Here is an 18,725-nt window from a genome sequence, read left to right as displayed (position 1 = left end):
GCGCAGGCCTGGGTCGCGGCCAGGAAAGACCATGACGGCTCATCAAAGCGCTAAATACACAATCAGCTCGTTGTTTGTGCGCTCTGGACAGTTCAAAATTCACTATTTAGGGAACTCTTTGAAGGACTTGAACTCCACACCAACGCCAGATCCCGGGCCGACCGAGGAGCTACGGGAGCGGCTCCGGAGAGAGACCTCCGGGCTGCATCGCAACGTCGAGGAAATGACGGATCTTCCAGGATCCATTTCCACCCGCGAGGACTACGTGGAACTGTTGCGGCGGCTTCATGGCTTCCACACCGCCGTTGAGGCGCGGCTGGCCGACCCTTCCTTGGCCACAGGGTGGCTCGATCTGGGGATTGCCTTGCCAGCGCACAGGCGGGCGCACCTGCTGTCCGAGGATTTGTTGTCCCTTGGAGCCCTGCCCAAGAAGGCTCCGGCGCGGCTCCCCGGGCTGGATAACATCGGTCAGGCCCTGGGATGCCTGTATGTCGTCGAGGGCTCATCTTTGGGAGGGCGTGTCCTCGCCCCGGCTTTCCGTGTTGCCCTCGGGGACGTCCCCACCGGTTTCTTTGACAGTGATGAAAGGATGCATCCGCACCCGTGGCGTTCCGTCATGGCGGGACTTCGAAAGTTCGACGTCGCCGCCGGGAGCGCCGATGATGTGGTGCTGGGAGCGCAGCGAACGTTTTTGGCCTTCGGAAGGCACCTCGTTTGCCGGGCACGGGTCAGGACCGAGGCCCCGTGACGCGCGCCCAGGAGTTGCTGACAGCGGACGAACAGGAACGCCTCGAGGAGTGCGCGCGTGAGCCCATCCATGCGCCCGGGGCGATCCAGCCCCACGGTGCCCTGCTCGTCATCGACCCAGATACCCTGGAAATCGTGCAGGCCAGCGCCAATACTGGTGGGCTGCTTGGCCGTGAGGCAGCCTCACTTCTGGGCCAGCGACTGGAGGTCCTGGCCGGTTCCGAAGCGGTAGCGAAGCTGCGGGCGGTGATCGCTGCCGGGGTCGAAGATGCCCCGAACCCGACGGCCCTCACTATCCTCGGGCGAGCCTTTGACGTCATTTTGCACCAGGCGGACGGACTGGTCATGGTGGAATTCGAACCCGCCCGCGAATGGGGCGACGCGAATCTGCTGGCGCTGTTGCACCCGGCGGCGACAAGACTCTCCACGGCCAAGTCGGTGAGCGAGGTGTGGGCGGCAGCCGCACGAGAGGTACGACGGCTCACTGGCTTCGACCACGTCATGGTCTACCACTTTCATCCGGACGGACACGGTGAAATTGTCGCTGAGGAACATGGCGAGGGCATCACCCCCTACCTCGGGCTGCACTTCCCTGCGTCGGATATTCCAGCCCAGGCTCGCCGGATATACCTGAAGAAACTTTCACGCGTGATCGCCACCAGCGATTACCGGGCCGCTGCCCTGGTCCCGGAGCTAAACCCCCGGACAGGCAAGCCCACAGACCTGTCCCTGGCCGAACTGCGCAGCGTCTCCCCACATCATCTGCAGTTCATGCGAAATATGGGCCAGGGCTCATCGATGTCCCTGTCGCTGGTCCATGAGGGCCAGCTCATCGGGATGATCACATGCTCGCACCGGGAACCGCTCCATCTGCCTTACATCCGGCGGCGCGTGTGCGAAATACTGGCACAGCGGATTACGTTGCAGCTCGGCGCAGTGACCGAGCAACGCCGGCTTTCGGATCAATTGCAGAACCAGCGTCTGCGCAACAGCCTCATCCAGCAGATGGTCACCGCGGACAACGTGGCGGAGGCACTCGTCAGCGGCGCCGCCAACGTCCTTGACCTCCTGGCGGCCGACGGGGCAACGGCCCGTATAGACGGGACGGCCGCATGCGCCGGTCAGAAGCTGCCGGAGGAAAACGTCGAGGCGATGGTCAACCTTTGGCGCAGCACTGCCCAGGACCACCAGCTAATCAGCGAATCGCTCAGCACCGACCGGCCTGACCTGGCCGAGCTCCTTCCCGGAACGGAGGGACTCGTCCTTCTGGATCTGGGCGCAGGAGGGGACTACCTTCTCTGGTTCCGCAACGAGGTCTTGAAGTCGGTGAACTGGCTCGGCGATCAGTCACTCGCGAACCGTAATACGCCGCTCTCACCCCGGAATTCATTCCGGATGTGGTCTCAGTCTGTGTCCGGGCAGTCCGAACCCTGGGACCCGGCGGCGGTCGCGGAGGCCAGCGAATTGCGCCGTGACATCGACACGGTCCGGCTACGCCGGGCGCAGGCCCGGCTCGCTCACCAGGGTCTGCACGATGCACTGACCGGCCTGCCCAACAGACGCCTGCTCACGGAGCGCCTTGGTCATGTACTGGAACGGCGCGCCCACGGCGTTCCAGCGTCCGTGCTCTTCATTGACCTTGACCGCTTCAAGTTAGTCAACGACTCGTTCGGACACGACGTCGGTGACGCGCTGATCGTGGAAGCCGCGGAACGCATCTCCCGTGTAACCCGGGGCAGCGACACCATCTGCCGCTTCGGCGGGGATGAATTCCTGGTCCTCTGCGAAAACACGGACGCCGGCACGGCCGAAAGCATTGCGGAGCGCATCGTAGAGGCGTTCCGGGAGCCGGTCCGCGTAGACGGTCTCGAGCTGCGCATAACGGTATCGGTGGGAATTACGGTAGCGCAGAGACATCACCGTCCTGCCGATCTGCTCCGTGAGGCCGACAGCGCCATGTATCTGTCCAAAAACGGGGGCCGAAACCGGAGCTCATGGTTCACAGACCAGCTGCGGGATCAGGCCAGAGACCGTCTGCACGTTGAGCACGCTCTGCGCCAAGGCATCGATCGCGACGAACTCGTACTCCATTACCAGCCCATCTGCGATGTCGCAGAAGGGCAACTCAAGGGGGTGGAAGCCTTGGTGCGGTGGAACCGGCCCGGACACGGACTGGTTCCCCCCGATGAGTTCATCCCTCTGGCCGAAGACATCGGCATCATCAACCAACTCGGTGAATGGGTGATGACAGAGGCAGTCCGGCAACTCAAGCAATGGCAGGACGACGGCGTCGTAGGATCCGGTTTCCACATGGCCGTCAACGTCTCCCCGCTCCAACTCCTGGCCCCCTCACTGATCGGCACCGTTAAACGGCTCGTGACCGGCTTTGGAGTGAATCCCTCCGACCTGATCATTGAGATCACCGAATCGACGATGATGTCAGCGTCAGCAGCCATCACCAACGCACTCGGCGCCCTGGCAGACTTCGGGGTCACGCTCTCAATCGACGATTTTGGTACCGGTTACTCTTCTCTGGCCTACCTGCGCTACATGCCGGTAAATCAACTGAAGATCGACAGATCCTTTGTCGCCGGGCTCGGCACCAATCAAGCCGATGCCACCCTTGTGGAGACCGTCATCGGCCTCGCCCGCGGATTGGGCATGACCTGCGTCGCCGAAGGAGTTGAGACCGCCGTGCAGATGAACCTGCTTCGCGGACTGGGCTGTGACCTGGTCCAGGGTTACCACTTGGGACGACCACGAACCGGTCCCGAGCTCACCGCCGCCTGGGATCAATCCCCCGTCCCCGCACAGATGGGAGAGCACTGATGCCGGCCGGGGTGCTGCCGGTGATGACGTTGGAAGGACCGGGCGGCCGGGGACATTCTGGGCCAGGGCGTCGGCAGCGTCTGGTACCTCGTCGCCGCGTCAGGTGAAATAATCACCGGCTCCGTCGGGGACCAACGAAAGACAGCCCCGGCGGCCGAGGGTCCGGTTCAGTCGTCCTCCACCGCGAACTCGACGGCGGCCACAATCTCCTTGGTGTCCGGGTGGATCATGACAGCTTCGAGTTCATCGTCCAGCATGAGGAACTCGCCCTGGTCCGTGGTGAAATGCCATGCCAGGGTGGTCTCGCCGTCGTGCTCGTAGTTGGGATCGCCCATGGTGATCTTCAGGAGCGTATGGCCGGCCACGTCGCAGAGTTCGCGGATGATCACCTCGAATTCCGGCACGTCCAGCAGGTCATCCTCGGCGGCCTGGGCCTGGCGCTCCGCCAGGTTCGGGATCCGGGACACGCGCTCGGCGATATGGCGGTCGATTTCCTCGTCGTCCAGGACGAGGAGGTCCGCCTGGCCCCGGAGCCAGGCGGCGTTGAGCGCGGTGATGTCTTCGGTTTCCAGCAGCGTTTCGAACTCGCCGTCGAGCTCTTCGAGGAGCCGGACGGCGTCCGGGACGCCGTCCGTGCCGTCGTCCAGATCCGCGTCCCGGTCAACATACACGTCCGCTTCCTCCTCGGAGAGGGCGTCGAAGGCGGCCACGGTGCGGTTGAACAGGTCCAGGTGCGCGCTGGCCCCCATGTTTTCCAGCCCGGCCCGGATGTAGGGGTCGATGTCCTCGCGTTCGGGCGCGGTAAAGACGTACTGGGCGAACCCTCCGCCCAGCGACTGCGTCAGGTAAAAGTCAACGTAATAGCTGCGCAGAGCGTTCGGTGCGATTTCCCCGACGTCGAGCAGTTCCGCGTACATCGCGTTGACCACGTCCACGTTCGCGTCGACGACGTCCTCGTCGCTGCCGTTGATGATCTCCCGCGGCAGGACCGTCGCGTAACCGGTAGCGGGCAGGGTGGTGGAAAGGTCGTTGCTCATGGAAATTCCTCACTGCTGCAGGCGGGTGGCGCTCCGAACCCTTTCCACGCTACGTGGCGCCGCCGGCAGCGGGGTTGAGCGGCGCTGAACGTCCGGCGAAGTTTGGGTGTCCCGGGCCCGTGCGTCCCTCCGCCCGGATATCCACATGGCACGGCGCCCAGTACGGGGTGCCCTGCCAGGCTCGCTAAGATGGAGCAGATGACCAACTGCTGAAAGTAGTGCGCACATGCCATCCCATCCGGACGATAGTGCCGCACTGGCCATACAGACTCCCGCGATCAACGACCGCTCCCTCGCGGCCGGACTTGCCTACGCCATGGGGAGCCGTGTTTCCGGTATTTCCTTTGACGCCACCACCGGGCTCATGCTCGGCAAGGTCCGGGGCGGCTCAGATGTGCCGTATTCGACGACGGCGAAGCTGGTCCGCAAGGCGGGGGGCTGGAGCTGCACCGTGGGTGTCTGCAGCTGCCCGGTCCGGAAGGACTGCAAGCATGTGGCCGCACTGTTGTTCGCGGCCGAGGACAACCCGGCGATCCGTGTCCAGCTGCTGGCCCCCGCCGACGTCAGCCGGCTGTCCCGGCAGGCCCCGGTCCTCGAGGTCCCGGACTGGGAACAGGCCCTCAGCCCGCTGATCGCGCAGCCGGGGATCACGCAGTCCACCAGTGGCGTCCCGCTGGCGCTCCAGTTCGAGATTGAAGAACCCGCCCCGCACTTTTCCTACACCGGGCGCCGGGATCCGCTGCGCAGCGTGCGCCAGCTGAAGGCCCGTCCCGTGATCATGGGCGCCAAGGGCAAATGGATCCGCGGCGATGTCTCCTGGAACACCTTGAGCTATCTGAGCTACCGGCGCGAATGCAACGAGGCCCACGTCGAGTGGATGCAGGAGTTCCTCGCCTCGCACACCGCGCAGGCGAACCGCCAGCACGCCGGAACCGGGCTGTGGCTGGGCCTGAACACCTATGCCGGCAAGAACCTGTGGAGCCTGCTGGACCAGGCCGGGAAGATCGGCCTCGCCCTGGTCCACAGCCGGGGCCCGGATCCCGTAAGGCTCGTTGAGCAGCCGGCCGCCGTCGGGCTCAATCTGACCCGGTTCGGCACGGGGCCGGTCCCCGACGAGGGGAACGGCGCCGTCATCCCCGACGGCGGGCTGTCCCTCGCCCCCAGCATCACCGTTGAGGGGGAGGTGGTTGATCCGGCCAGCGTCGGGACCATCGGGCGTCCGGCCCACGGGATCTTCCTGACCTCCGGGGCGGATGCCCTGCCGGGCGTCGCACCGGCGGACTCCGTGATCACGCTTGCCCCGCTGGAGAGCGGGCTCAGCGAGGAGCTCCTGACCTTCGTCACGGCGGGAACCACGCTTCACATTCCGGCCCGGGACGAGAGCCGCTTCCTGACCGGGTTCTACCCCAAACTCAAACAGAGCACCCGGGTGACGGCCTCCGACGAGTCCGTGGTGTTGCCCCAGCTGGCCGTTCCCACCCTGTCGCTGCTGGCGAACTACGGCGCAGACCACCGGGTCCGGCTGCACTGGGAGTGGCATTACAAGTCCGGCACCCTCGTCACGGCCCAGCCGCTGTGGCGCCACCCCGGCGATCACGGCTACCGGGACGACCCGGCCGAGGCCCGCATCCTCGAAGCCTTGGGGCAACCCTGGGACGTGGTGCCGGCGCTGGGCGAGTCGGCCACGGGCGGCTGGGGAACGCCGCGGCTGGCAGCCTCGGCGGAACTCAGCGGCCTTGACACCCTGGCGTTCACCGAGGAGCTGCTCCCTGCGCTCCGCGAGGTCCCCGGCGTCAGCGTGGACACGGCCGGCGAGATCGCCGACTACCGCGAGGCCGAGGAGGCCCCGGTGGTGTCCATCTCCACCAAGGCCACCGAGCAGCGGGACTGGTTCGACCTGGGCATCCAGATATCCCTGGAGGGCCAGCCGGTGTCCTTCGCGGCCGTTTTCTCCGCCCTCGCGGCCGGCCAGACCAAGATGCTGCTCCCCAGCGGCGCCTACTTCTCCTTGGACCTGCCCGAGCTGCACCAGCTGCGGGCTCTGATTGAAGAGGCTCGGGAGCTGCAGGACAACAAGGACGCGCCGCTGCAGATCAGCCGTTTCCAGGCCGGGCTTTGGGACGAACTCGCGCAACTGGGCATCGTGGATGAGCAGGCCACGGCGTGGCGTGAGGCTGTAGGAGGGCTGCTGGAAGGCGGCGTGAAGGGCCTGCCGCTGCCCGCAACGCTCAACGCCGAGCTGCGCCCCTACCAGCTGGAGGGTTTCAACTGGCTCAGTTTCCTCTACCGGCACGGACTCGGCGGGGTGCTGGCCGATGACATGGGACTCGGCAAGACGGTGCAGGCGCTGGCCCTGATCTGCGCCGCCAAGGACGCAGCAGCCGGGAACGCGGCGGCCTCCGACGGCGCTGCGCCCTTTCTCGTCGTTGCCCCCACGAGCGTGGTGGGCAACTGGGAGGCCGAGACCGCGCGGTTCGCCCCCGGACTCACGGTGCGCGCCATCGGTGAGACCTTTGCCAAGAGCGGCTCGAACCCCGCGGAGGCCATGGCGGGGGCGGACATCATCATCACCTCTTACGCCCTGTTCCGGATCGACTACGAGGCCTATGCCTCCAAGGAATGGGCCGGCCTGGTCCTGGACGAGGCCCAGTTCGTCAAGAACCACCAGTCCAAGGCCTACCAGTGCGCCCGGAAACTCCCGGCGGTGTTCAAACTCGCCATCACGGGCACCCCGCTGGAGAACAACCTGATGGAGTTCTGGGCGCTCACCTCGATTGTCGCGCCGGGGCTCTTCTCGAGCCCGAAGCGATTCGCCGAGTACTACCAGAAGCCGGTCGAAAAGAACGGTGACAAGGCCCAGCTGGACAAGTTGCGGCGCCGGGTCCGTCCGCTCATGATGCGGCGCACCAAGGAACAGGTCATCCACGACCTGCCGCCGAAGCAGGAACAGATCCTCGAGGTGGTGCTGAACCCGCGGCACCAGAAGGTCTACCAGACGCACCTGCAGCGGGAACGGCAGAAGATCCTGGGCCTGATCGACGACGTCAACAAGAACCGCTTCACCATCTTCCAGTCCCTCACGCTGCTGCGGCAGCTCAGCCTGGATCCGTCGCTGATCGACCCCTCGCTCTCCGGGGTGCGGTCCAGCAAGCTCGATGTGCTCTTCGAGCAGCTGGAGGACCTTGTGGCGGAAGGGCACCGGGCCCTCATTTTCAGCCAGTTCACCGGCTTCCTGGGCAAGGTCCGCGAGCGGCTCGTCGAGGAGAACATCGAGTTCTGCTACCTCGACGGCAGCACCCGCAACCGCACCGACGTCGTCAATGAGTTCAAGAACGGCGCCGCCCCGGTGTTCCTGATCAGCCTCAAGGCCGGCGGCTTCGGCCTGAACCTGACGGAGGCGGACTACGTGTTCCTGCTGGACCCGTGGTGGAACCCGGCCTCCGAGGCGCAGGCCGTGGACCGCACGCACCGGATCGGCCAGGCCCGGAACGTCATGGTCTACCGGCTGGTCGCCAAGGACACCATCGAGGAAAAGGTCATGGCCCTCAAGGCCAGGAAGTCCCAGCTGTTCGCCGACGTCATGGAAGGCGATACCCTCTCCGGCGGCGCGCTGACGGCCGAGGATCTGGCCGCGCTCTTCACCGACTGAGGCGCTGCCACCCCACTGCAACGCGGGGTCACTTTTCGCCGGTAAATCCCCTCAGGATGGGCGCGGAGTGACCCCGCGTTGGGTGTGATGGGCGCGGAGTGACCCCGCGTTGGGTGTGATGGGCGCGGAGTGACCCCGCGTTGGGTGGGATGGGCGCGGAGTGACCCCGCGTTGGGGCTCAGGCCGCGGCCGGCGCAGTCCCGGACCGGGAGGCCGTCTGGTTCCGGAACCAGACGGCCAGTTTCTTGCCCCTGCCCTTCCACCAGCTGTCCTCATCACCGCCGTGCTTCCACCGGTAGATCACCATGACCATCACGAAAACCCCGGCGGCGACGTCTTGCCACGTCCCGCTGGCGGCATCGATCAGCACGCTGGCGGCACAGATCAGGATCGAGGGCCAGGCCAGTGTGGTGAAGACTGTGTTGGCCACGTAGCGGCGGTGGGACCGCGGCAGCGAGAGGGCGCGGACCATGTCGAAGCAGACACAAACGACGACGACGGTCTGGCCCAGGGTCAGCAGGATAGAACCCGTGAGGGATCCTGCGAACACGGCCAGGGCCTGGAGCCCGGAGTTCATGCCCTGCCCGCGATCAGCGCGGGTCCGCACGCCGATTTACCCGGCGAAGATGGATCAAACATGCGGCGCCCCCGGCTGTCCTCGCTGTTTCGCTGGCTGTGGCGCCAGTCTTTCCTGCCAGGACAAGTCAAACGCCGGGCGGGCCTGAAGTCACATGAACCCTGTACCCGTCTTTCCGGCCGTGAACTACCCGGGCGCGTGTGCGAATACTTGCCCGGGCCCGTCGACTCCCTGGACAGCGGAGACCGGAGCCAGCCGGCGGGCAACGTCACTCGCCGTTCCGCGGCCTCCACACAACGATGGCCTGGGACCGGGCCCGGGGGCGCTTGCCGCGGGCCAGGCTGACGACGTCGCCCGCGGCTCCGGCGGCGAAAATGCGGGACTCCAGGCTGCGGGGGCGGCGCTGGAGTTCTTCGCTCAGCTCCGCGACGCGCCGCTGCAGGGCTGCCACCTGGTTCTCCAGCTGAAGGATCCGTTTGATGCCTTCGAGGGAGACGCCTTCCTGCGAGAGCCGCTGCACCTCGCGCAGCATGGTGATATCGCGCTGGGAATAGCGCCGGGACTTGCCCGGGGCGCGGCTGGGCGACACGATGCCCAGCCGGTCATATTGCCGCAGCGTCTGGGGGTGCATGTCCGCCAGTTCCGCGGCAACGGAGATGACGAAGATCGGCTGCTCGTAGTCGATAGCCATGGCAGGCGTCCGCCCCTAGAGCCGGGCCTTGGCTGCCAGTTCGGCGCGGATGTCCTCGCCGGCGGTGGCCGCGGCGAAGGCATTGACGGCCTCCTCAGCTTCCTTGTTCAGCTTCCGCGGGACGGCGACGTCGATGGTCACCAGCAGGTCCCCGGTGGCCTTTGTGTGCTTGACGCCACGGCCTTTGACGCGGAGGGTGCGGCCCGACGGCGTGCCGGCCGGGACCCGGACCTTGACCTTGTCACCGTCGATGGTCGGAACCTCGATGTCGGCGCCCAGGGCGGCCTCCGGGAAGGTGACCGGCACGTGGATGCGCAGGTTGTCACCGTCGCGGACGTAGAAATCGTGCGGCTTCACCGAGACTGTGACCATAAGGTCCCCGTAGCCGGCCGGACCGTGCTGGCCTTTGCCGCGGACACGGACTTTCTGACCGTCCTTGATGCCGGCCGGGACGCGGACGTCGATGACTTCGCCGTCCGGTTCACGCAGGCCGATGGTGGTGCCGCGGATGGATCCGGCGAAGGATATCGAGGTCGACGCCGTCCGGTCCGCGCCCTTCTGCGGGGCACGTTGGAACGACTGGCCGCCGCCGAAGCCGCCGCCGGCTCCGCCGAAGAGGTCGGCGAACTCCGGCGGAATGCCGCCGGATGTGTTGTAGCCGCCGGGCTGGCGTGCGCCGCCACCGGTGAACAAACCGCCAAAAAGGTCCTCGAAGCCAGCCCCGCCGCCGGCGCCGCCGCCACCGCCGGGGGCGAACCGGGCTCCGCCGCCCATGGCCCGGATCGCGTCGTACTGCTGGCGCTCATCGGCATCGGAGAGCACGGAGTAGGCCTCGGAGATGTCCTTGAACTTCTGCTCCGATGCGACATTTCCCGCATTGGTATCCGGATGGTGCTGCCGCGCTAGCTTCCGGTACGCCTTCTTGATGTCGGCGTCGGAAGCGTCTTTGGCGACTCCAAGGATCTTGTAAAAGTCCTTGTCCACCCAGTCCTGGCTAGCCAATGGCGTTTCCTTTCAAATCTGTGTGCCGAGGTGACAGTTCGCGCCAATGTTTGGTCGAAACACGGGCGCGAACTGTCACCTCGATGGGGTACTGCTACGCCGGAACAGCCACGATGACCTGGGCTGCCCGAAGGACCCGGCCGCCGGTCTTGTAGCCGGCGCGCAGGACCTGGCTGACGGTGTCGATTTCGACGTCCGGTCCGGGCTGCTGGATGAGGGCCTCGTGGATCGTGGGGTCGAACTCCACGCCGGTCTCATCGATGCGCACCAGGCCGTAGGTCTTCAGCGCGTTCTCCAGCTTGGCGGCGATCGCGGCGAACGGTCCGTCCGTGAGGTCACCGTGCTGGCGGGCGGCGTCGACGTCATCCAGTACCGGGAGCACGGAGTTCAGCACGCCGATGACGGCCATCTCCCCTGCCACGGCACGGTCACGTTCGACGCGCTTGCGGTAGTTGACGTACTCGGCCTGCAGCCGGCGCAGGTCATTCCTGAGCTCCTCCGCTTCCGCGCCGTCGGCATCCTGGGCAACGGACTCCGCAGCCGGCACCTCCACACTGTTCAGGATGTCCTCCGCCTGGGACAGGGCGTCCCCGGAGTCTGAATCCCCCGCGGCGGCGCGCTCCTGGTCGGGGTGGCGGGCCTGGCCGGTCTTCGGATCAACCTTGCGGTCGTCGTGGATGATCGGCTTCTGCGGCTCGTTCGCCTGCTGTTCAGCGTCGCGACGGCTCTCGGAAGAACCGTGCTCTTCTTCGTTACCGTGATGCGGCATGATTACTTCTTCTCGTCTTCGTCAACGATCTCGGCGTCGACGATGTCCTCGGCGGCTCCCGCTGCCTGCTCGCCGGCGGGGCCATCCTGGGCGCCGGTGGCGCCGTCCGGGGAACCAGCCTGGGCGTAGATGGCTTCGCCGAGCTTGGTCTGGGAAGCCTGCAGCTTCTCAAACGCGGTCTTCACGGCGGCGTCGTCGGTGCCTTCGAGGGCGGCCTTGAGGGCGTCGACGTCGGCCTGGACCTCGGTCTTGACCTCGTCCGGCAGCTTGTCGGCGTTGTCGGCAATCAGCTTGTCCACGGAGTAGGCAAGCTGCTCGGCGGTGTTGCGGGTGTCGGCTGCCTCGCGGCGGGCCTTGTCCTCTGCTGCGTGCTCCTCGGCGTCCTTGACCATGCGGTCGATGTCTTCCTTGGAGAGGCTGGAACCGCCCGTGATGGTCATGGACTGTTCCTTGCCGGTGCCCTTGTCCTTCGCGGAGACGTGCACGATGCCGTTGGCGTCGATGTCAAAGGTGACCTCGACCTGCGGGACACCGCGCGGGGCCGGAGCGATCCCGGTCAGTTCGAAAGTGCCCAGCGGCTTGTTGTCGCGGGTGAACTCGCGCTCGCCCTGGAAGACCTGGATGGCCACGGACGGCTGGTTGTCATCCGCCGTGGTGAAGGTCTCGGAGCGCTTGGTCGGAATGGCCGTGTTGCGCTCGATCAGGTGCGTCATGATGCCGCCCTTGGTTTCGATGCCCAGGGAGAGAGGGGTGACGTCGATCAGGAGAACGTCCTTGCGTTCGCCCTTCAGGACACCGGCCTGCAGCGCGGCTCCGACGGCGACAACCTCATCGGGGTTGACACCCTTGTTCGGCTCCTTGCCGCCAGCGAGTTCCTTGACCAGGTCGTAGACGGCGGGCATACGGGTGGAACCGCCAACCAGCACGATGTGGTCGATCTCGGAAAGCTTGATGCCGGCTTCCTTGATGACGTCGTGGAACGGCTTCTTGGTGCGCTCAAGCAGGTCCTTGGTGAGGTCCTGGAACTTGGCGCGGGTCAGCTGTTCGTCCAGGTGCACCGGGCCGTCGGGGGTGACGGAGAGGTACTGCAGGGAGACGTTGGTGCTGGAAGAGGAGGAGAGTTCCTTCTTCGCCTGCTCCGCTGCCTCACGCAGGCGCTGCAGGGCGATCTTGTCCTTGGACAGGTCGATGCCCTTGACCTTGAGCTGGTTCAGCAGGTAGTCGACGACGCGCTGGTCCCAGTCGTCGCCACCGAGGCGGTTGTCACCCGCGGTGGAGCGGACCTGGATGGTGGAGAAGTTGTCTTCGTCCTTGCCCACCTCGAGGAGGGAGACGTCGAAGGTTCCGCCGCCGAGGTCGAAGACGAGGATGAGCTCGTCCTCCTTGCCCTTGTCCAGGCCGTAGGCCAGTGCGGCCGCGGTGGGCTCGTTGACGATGCGCAGGACCTTGAGGCCCGCGATTTCGCCGGCTTCCTTGGTGGCCTGGCGTTCGGCGTCGTTGAAGTACGCCGGAACGGTGATCACGGCGTCCGTGACCTTTTCACCGAGGTAGGACTCGGCGTCGTTCTTGAGCTTCATGAGGATGCGGGCGGAGATTTCCTGCGCCGTGTACTTCTTGTCGTCAATGGCGACGTTCCAGTCGGTGCCCATGTGGCGCTTGACGGAGGCGATGGTGCGGTCAATGTTGTTGACGGCCTGGCGCTTGGCGATCTCGCCAACCAGCACTTCGCCGGACTTGGAGAATGCAACAACCGACGGCGTGGTGCGGCCACCCTCGGCGTTGGCAATAACGGTGGGCTCGCCACCTTCGAGAACGGAGACGACGGAGTTGGTTGTTCCGAGGTCAATACCTACTGCACGTGACATGTGTTGCTTCCTTCTTTCCGGGGAAACTTGCTGAGATGGCTGCGGACCGCGGGGATCCGGCCGTTATTGAGCGATCTGCACTCAACTTTACTCAGGCCCGATTCAAAGTCAATCCGAAGTTGAGCGCCATGCGCTCAACTTCGGATTGAGGGGGAGGCAGGAAGGCCCGAACGGACGGCCCGTCCCCCGGAACTCCGGCATTGTGCCGGGAGCGACCGGGCCGGCGGGCGCTGGTTTCGCTGTGCGCGAAGTCCGCCGTCTAGCGGTCGCGGCGGTCCGCTTCGCCGGCGGAGTCGTCCCGGGCGCGGTCCTTATCGCCCGCCCCTGCGGCTTTGCCCCCTTCGGCGCGCCGGCGGTCGGCTTCGCCGGCGGTCCCGTAGTCGCCTTCGGGGTACTCCCCCTCCACGGCGGCGGGCGGCGTCGTGCCGGCACCAGCCGCGCCGTAGTCGCCCTCGGGGTAGTCGCCCTCCTGCGCGCCGACGGCGGTGGCGCCGCTGACGCCCGCAGCCCCGTAGTCACCGGTGGGGTACTCGCCCTCTTTTGCCTCGGGCGGATTCTCCCCGGCGGTGCCGGCCGCGCCGTAATCGCCCCCGACGTACTGGCCCTCGGCCGCCGCGTCGTCGGGTTCTGCTGCCGTTCGATCAAACTCGTTGTTTTCGGACATGGTTGGATCCCTCCTGGAAGCCTCGGCGCGCCCAGGCAGGCGCAGGGGCAGTCTATCGAGCACTGCGGGGAGACAACAGGGGGTCGGGCAGCGGGCGCCCGGAGCTCCTCCGCGCCGCGGCGGACGAGGCCGGCGCGGCGCTCATGCCGGCGGGCGCATGGTGAAGTCGGTCCTTGCGGGTAAAACCCTGCTGGTGATCGGCAATGCGGGGCCGCTGCATTCGTTCACGTATGTGCCGGATCTGGCCGCGGCCATGTCCCCGTTCGAGCACCCCTTCGTGATGGACTCGCGCCCAGCGAGGCTGCCGTGGGGCTGCGGCCTACCCCGATTAAAGAGGCAGCCGCCGCCACGGTTGCCTGGTGGGGGGACCAGGACCAGTGACGGCTGCTGCGGTTCTGGGTGCCGGCTAGCGGGTTCCCGCCCTTGCAGTCTCCGGCTCCGGGGCGGACGACAGGGCGCGCGCGGCGGCATCCGTCTCGGGGCGCCCCAGCTTGCTCGGCCACCAGATCCGCGGGCCGATGTCGTAGGTCAGGGCCGGGACCAGCAGTGAGCGGACAAGAATTGTGTCCAGCAGGACCCCGAAAGCCACAATGAACGCCAGCTGTGCCAGGAACATGATGGGGATGACGCCCAGAGCCGCGAAGGTGGCCGCGAGGACCACGCCTGCGGACGTGATCACCCCGCCCGTGACGCCCAGGCCCCGCAGGATGCCGGGCCGGGTGCCGTGCTTAATGGATTCCTCCCGAACCCGACTCATCAGGAAGATGTTGTAGTCCACGCCCAGTGCGACCAGGAAGACGAAGCCAAAGAGCGGAACGGTGGCATCGGCGCCCGGGAACCCGAAGATGTTGTTGAACACGAAGGCTGAGATCCCCAGCGCGGCGGTGTATGACAGGACCACCGAGGCGACCAGCAGGACCGGCGCCAGCACGGAGCGCAGCAGCAGCATCAGGATCACGAGGATGACCGCGAGGACCACCGGGATGATGGTGACGAGGTCGCGCTGGGCGGTGGTGTTCGTGTCCAGGGCCGTCGCGGTCACTCCGCCGACCAGTGCGCCGTCGTCGACCTTCTTGAGGTCCTGGCGCAGGACCACCACGACGTTTTCAGCCTCATTGGAGTCGGCGGCGAAGTTCAGCGTCGCGTTGATCAGGACCTTGCCGTCCCGCACCGCGGGAGCCGTGGGCGCCGCAGGCGCTCCGGGGGCAGCTGGTGCGCCGGTGATGATCGGCACGCCGCCGTCGGCCAGCAGGTAGGCGTCGCCGACGCCGTCAGTCGACTTGGTCTGTTCCAGCACGTCCTGCGCCTTTGCCTCGTTGGCGACGATCACGACCGGGCTGCCGGTGCCGGCGTCGAAGTGCCGGGCCAGGGCATCCTGGCCGTCGACGGCGTTGGAGGCGGTGAGGATGACATCGGTCTGCGGGACGCCGTTGGCCTTGAGCTGCAGGACACCTGCGGAGGCCACCAGGAGCAGCAGCACGGAAGCGATCCAGACGGTCCGGGGCCGGCGGGAAACGAGGGAACCGGTGGCGCGCCACAGGCCCTTCTGCCCCTCAAGGCCGGTGACGATTGCAGGCTCGCGCTCGGCCTCCGGGAGCAGCTTGGGGATGAACGGCCAGAACGCGGCACGGCCAAACAGTGCCAGCAGCGCCGGCAGCAGGGTGAGTGCTGCGAAGAGCGCGCAGAGGATGCCCGCGGCGGCCACCGGACCGAGGGCCTTGTTGGAGTTGAGATCGGAGAACAGCAGGCAGAGGAGCGCGATGATGACCGTGGCACCGGAGGCAATGATGGGTTCCCACGAGTTTTTCCACGCCGTCAGCGCGGCGGCAGTGCGGTTGGTCGTGTGCGTCAGCGCCTCGCGGAAACGGGACACATAGAGCAGGGCGTAATCAGTTGCGGCACCGATCACCAGGATGGACAGGATGCCCTGGCTCTGGCCGTTGAGCTGGATCCAGCCGAGCTTGGCCATGCCGAAGACCAACAGGATGGCGGCGCTGAGGGCGAAGACCGAGGTGAAGAGGACGACAATCGGCAGCAGCAGCGAGCGGTAGACAATCAGCAGGATCACGAACACCGCGCTGAGAGCCGCGAGCAGAAGGATGCCGTCGATGCCGGCGAAGGCGCTGACGAGATCCGCCGTCAGCCCGGCCGGACCGGTCACGAAGGTCTGCATGCCCTCCGGGGCGGATGCCTGCACCTTGTCGCGGAGTTCGGCGACGATTTCCTTCACTTCGCCGTCCGAATCGATCGGGACCACAAACTGCACGGCGTTGCCGTCCTCGGACGGTATGGGGCCGATGACGGTACTGCCGGCACCTACGGCCTCCAGGTCGCCCTTCAGGGCTGCCATTTCACCGAGCTGGGCCGGGGTGAAGGGGGATCCGCTCTCAATGACAATGACGGCGGGGATCTCGTTGGTGTCCCGGAACTTGGTCTGCCAGTCCTGGACCTCCGTGGCCTCGGCTCCTGCGGGCAGGAAGGATGCCTGGTCGTTCGAGGAGACCTCGTCCAGCCGGCCAAAGGTCGGTCCGCCGATCCCGGCGATGGCCAGCCACGTGATGACGAGCAGGACCGGAACCAGCCAGCGCAGCCAGAAGGGGACGCGGGCATTGCCGTGTGGGGTCTTGTTCATGGTTCCTTCTGGTGCTTGCCTCGGAGGAGTAGAATTGACTCCATAGTAGACTATCTCCACTATGGAGATAAGCCCCCGGCGCTGAAAACCTGTCCGATGCCGGGTGGCGCTGAAGTAAACTCCGGAGGGCGCCATCTGCGGAGCAGGCGTCACAGGCCACGGGAGAGAGGACGGCGCACCGTGACAATTGATCCCCCGGGACGCCCTGAATCTTCCGGACCGCCGCCGCTGGTCCGGCTGCTGCAGGAGTTCAGCCTGGAGGCCAACCGCTACGTGGATTCCGCCGGCGGCCGCAACGACATGCACCGGACAGACCTCAATGCCCTGGCCGTGATCATGCAGCACGCCGCGAGGAACCAGATCGTTACGCCCGGCGTGCTCCGCAAGGAACTCCACCTGAGCTCACCCGCCACCACGGCGCTGATCGACCGGCTGCACAACTCCGGCCACGTGGTCCGCGAACGGCAGGGCACGGACCGCCGCCAGGTCCAGCTCCGGATGACCCCCAAGGCCTACCGCGACGGCGGCGCCATGTTCCAGCCGCTGGCCCGCCACACGGCCGCCGCGATGGCCGGATTCACCCCGGAGGAACTGGAGATCGCCACCCGGTTCATGGCTGCGATGATCGATGCCACGGTCAGTGCCGGGCAGGAGGCGGCGCAGCAGACGGCACCGCAAAATACGGCACCCTGAGGCAATTTCCGCATCCGGAGCGGTAGCGTTTCCCTATGAGTGCGCAGCAGCCTGACGATGTGTACAGCCACGGCCACCACGAGTCGGTGGTCCGCGCCCACGCCTCCCGGACAGCGGAGAACTCCGCGGCGTTTGTGATCCCGCATCTCACCGCGGGGGTTTCGGTGCTCGACGTCGGCTGCGGGCCGGGCAGCATCACGTGCGATTTCGCCGGGTTCGTCTTCCCCGGGAGGGTCACCGGGCTGGACCGCTCGCCCGAGGTGATCGGCCAGGCGGCTGCCCTCGCAGCCGAGCTCGGCGTGCAGAACGTCGAGTTTGTCGCCGGAAACATCTACGACCTCGACTTCGAGGACGAAACGTTCGACGTCGTGCACGCCCACCAGGTGCTGCAGCACCTCACGGACCCGGTTGCCGCCCTGCGCGAGATGCGCCGCGTCGCCAAGCCCGGCGGCATCGTGGCGGTGCGCGACGCCGATTTCCACGGCATGAGCTGGTTCCCCGCCGCCCCCGAACTGGATGAGTGGATGGAGCTTTACCAGCGGATCGCCCGGCGCAACGGGGCCGAACCCGACGCCGGCCGCCGTCTGGTTTCCTGGGTGCAGTCCGCCGGGTTCACTGACGTCGCCCCCTCCAGCAGCAACTGGCTCTACGCCACCGGCCAGCAGCGCCGCTGGCAGGCCCGGGTGTGGGGCGAACGCGTCCTGCATTCGGCCTTCGCGGACCAGGCGCTCGAGTACGGCTTCGCCAACGCCGCCGACCTGGCCCGGATTTCGGCCGGCTGGCACCGCTGGGGCTCCACGGATGACGGCTGGTTCCTGATCCCCAACGGCGAGGTGATCGCCAGGGCGTGACGGCGTTGCGAAGTGGCGGCCGCGCGGCCGCCATCGCGGCCGTACACTGAATCAGTGCAACCCTCCCTGTGGCTGGCCCTGGCGGGCGCCGGCGTCCTGATCAGCTTCACGCCCGGCGCGGGCGCCATTAACACCATGAGCAATTCCCTGAACTCCGGCTTCCGGCGTTCCATCTGGGGCATCCTTGGCCAGCAGGCCGCGCTGGTGGTGCACATCGTGATCGTGGCCCTCGGCGTCGGGGTGCTGGTGGCCAGCTCACCCGTCGCCTTCAACGTGATCCGCTATGCCGGCGCCGCCTACCTTGTCTACCTGGGCATCCAGCAGTTCCGGCACAGGCCCGATCTGGACCAGGAGAAGGCGGCCGCGCTGCGCAACGAGCCGGCCCTCTCGATGTTCCGCCGTGGCCTCTGGGTCAACCTGCTGAACCCCAAGGCGATCGTGTTCTTCCTGGCGTTCATGCCACAGTTCATCCGCCCGGAGCAGCCGCTCCTGCCGCAGTACCTGGCCTTGACCGCCACCGTGATCGTGATCGACATCCTCGTCATGTGGTTCTTCTTCGCCGCCGCGGCCAAGTCCTTCCAGCGGTTCACGCACGATGCCCGCGGGCAGCGGATCCTGAACCGGACGTTCGGGGTGCTGTTTATGGCCGTCGGCGTTCTGCTGGCCCTCATCCACTGACGGAGGCGCGGCGTCCGGCCGGGCAGCATCCCGGCGATGCA

14 protein-coding genes are annotated in these 18,725 nt (G+C 66.5%); 6 read left to right on the top strand and 8 right to left on the bottom strand.

Annotation, left to right across the window (positions count from 1 at the left end):
* Positions 1–31 precede the first annotated feature (31 nt).
* Together ACZYX4_RS13800 and ACZYX4_RS13795 are read left to right on the top strand one after the other, a co-directional pair.
* A complete protein-coding gene (locus ACZYX4_RS13800; RefSeq protein ID WP_463876797.1) occupies positions 32–748 on the top strand; it encodes a biliverdin-producing heme oxygenase in 717 nt (238 codons plus the stop codon).
* Complete coding sequence (locus ACZYX4_RS13795) at positions 745–3,576, top strand: bifunctional diguanylate cyclase/phosphodiesterase (protein WP_463876795.1); 2,832 nt, start codon at positions 745–747, stop codon at positions 3,574–3,576. Before ACZYX4_RS13800 ends, ACZYX4_RS13795 begins: the two co-directional genes overlap by 4 nt.
* A 167-nt stretch (positions 3,577–3,743) precedes the next feature.
* Here the strand turns inward: ACZYX4_RS13795 and ACZYX4_RS13790 are convergent, their stop codons facing one another.
* Positions 3,744–4,613 (bottom strand): DMP19 family protein, encoded by an 870-nt coding sequence (locus tag ACZYX4_RS13790; RefSeq protein WP_463876793.1) that lies wholly within the window; start codon positions 4,611–4,613, stop codon positions 3,744–3,746.
* Positions 4,614–4,839: 226 nt separating this feature from the next.
* Between ACZYX4_RS13790 and ACZYX4_RS13785 the strand changes: the two genes are divergently transcribed.
* Positions 4,840–8,262, top strand: a complete 3,423-nt coding sequence (locus ACZYX4_RS13785) for a DEAD/DEAH box helicase (protein WP_463876791.1) — start codon at positions 4,840–4,842, stop codon at positions 8,260–8,262.
* A 178-nt stretch (positions 8,263–8,440) separates the two neighbouring features.
* On the opposite strand, the gene ACZYX4_RS13780 is transcribed toward ACZYX4_RS13785, so the two are convergent.
* The 7 genes from ACZYX4_RS13780 to ACZYX4_RS13750 form a co-directional block, all read right to left on the bottom strand.
* Entirely contained in the window at positions 8,441–8,839 is a 399-nt protein-coding gene (locus ACZYX4_RS13780) for a hypothetical protein (protein ID WP_463876789.1), read from the bottom strand.
* 268 nt (positions 8,840–9,107) lie between these two features.
* The gene (locus ACZYX4_RS13775) at positions 9,108–9,530 is read right to left on the bottom strand and encodes a heat shock protein transcriptional repressor HspR (protein ID WP_463876787.1); all 423 of its coding nucleotides are present in this window, start codon (positions 9,528–9,530) and stop codon (positions 9,108–9,110) included.
* A gap of 15 nt (positions 9,531–9,545) precedes the next feature.
* Positions 9,546–10,532 (bottom strand): DnaJ C-terminal domain-containing protein, encoded by a 987-nt coding sequence (locus ACZYX4_RS13770; protein ID WP_463876785.1) that lies wholly within the window; start codon positions 10,530–10,532, stop codon positions 9,546–9,548.
* Positions 10,533–10,626: 94 nt separating this feature from the next.
* Positions 10,627–11,301: a nucleotide exchange factor GrpE gene (locus ACZYX4_RS13765; protein WP_463876783.1), complete on the bottom strand. Its 675-nt coding sequence runs from the start codon at positions 11,299–11,301 to the stop codon at positions 10,627–10,629.
* A gap of 2 nt (positions 11,302–11,303) precedes the next feature.
* Positions 11,304–13,166: a molecular chaperone DnaK gene (dnaK, locus tag ACZYX4_RS13760; RefSeq protein ID WP_463876781.1), complete on the bottom strand. Its 1,863-nt coding sequence runs from the start codon at positions 13,164–13,166 to the stop codon at positions 11,304–11,306.
* 259 nt (positions 13,167–13,425) lie between these two features.
* The gene (locus tag ACZYX4_RS13755) at positions 13,426–13,830 is read right to left on the bottom strand and encodes a hypothetical protein (RefSeq protein ID WP_463876779.1); all 405 of its coding nucleotides are present in this window, start codon (positions 13,828–13,830) and stop codon (positions 13,426–13,428) included.
* Positions 13,831–14,236: 406 nt separating this feature from the next.
* Positions 14,237–16,462: an MMPL family transporter gene (locus tag ACZYX4_RS13750; protein WP_463876777.1), complete on the bottom strand. Its 2,226-nt coding sequence runs from the start codon at positions 16,460–16,462 to the stop codon at positions 14,237–14,239.
* A 180-nt stretch (positions 16,463–16,642) separates the two neighbouring features.
* Here ACZYX4_RS13750 and ACZYX4_RS13745 point away from each other — a divergent pair, with 180 nt between their 5' ends.
* Genes ACZYX4_RS13745 through ACZYX4_RS13735 form a run of 3 tightly spaced genes read left to right on the top strand, consistent with a single transcriptional unit; the run spans position 16,643 to position 18,684 of the window.
* Complete coding sequence (locus ACZYX4_RS13745) at positions 16,643–17,155, top strand: MarR family winged helix-turn-helix transcriptional regulator (protein WP_463876775.1); 513 nt, start codon at positions 16,643–16,645, stop codon at positions 17,153–17,155.
* A 35-nt stretch (positions 17,156–17,190) separates the two neighbouring features.
* The gene (locus ACZYX4_RS13740) at positions 17,191–18,006 is read left to right on the top strand and encodes a methyltransferase domain-containing protein (protein ID WP_463876773.1); all 816 of its coding nucleotides are present in this window, start codon (positions 17,191–17,193) and stop codon (positions 18,004–18,006) included.
* A gap of 54 nt (positions 18,007–18,060) precedes the next feature.
* On the top strand, positions 18,061–18,684 hold the full coding sequence (locus ACZYX4_RS13735) for a LysE family transporter (RefSeq protein WP_463876771.1): 624 nt from the start codon (positions 18,061–18,063) through the stop codon (positions 18,682–18,684).
* Positions 18,685–18,725 lie beyond the last annotated feature (41 nt).

This window comes from Pseudarthrobacter leeuwenhoeki, assembly GCF_055412885.1.
The sequence above is the reverse complement of the archived record's forward strand: the minus strand, read 5'-3'. Positions and strand labels throughout refer to the sequence as shown.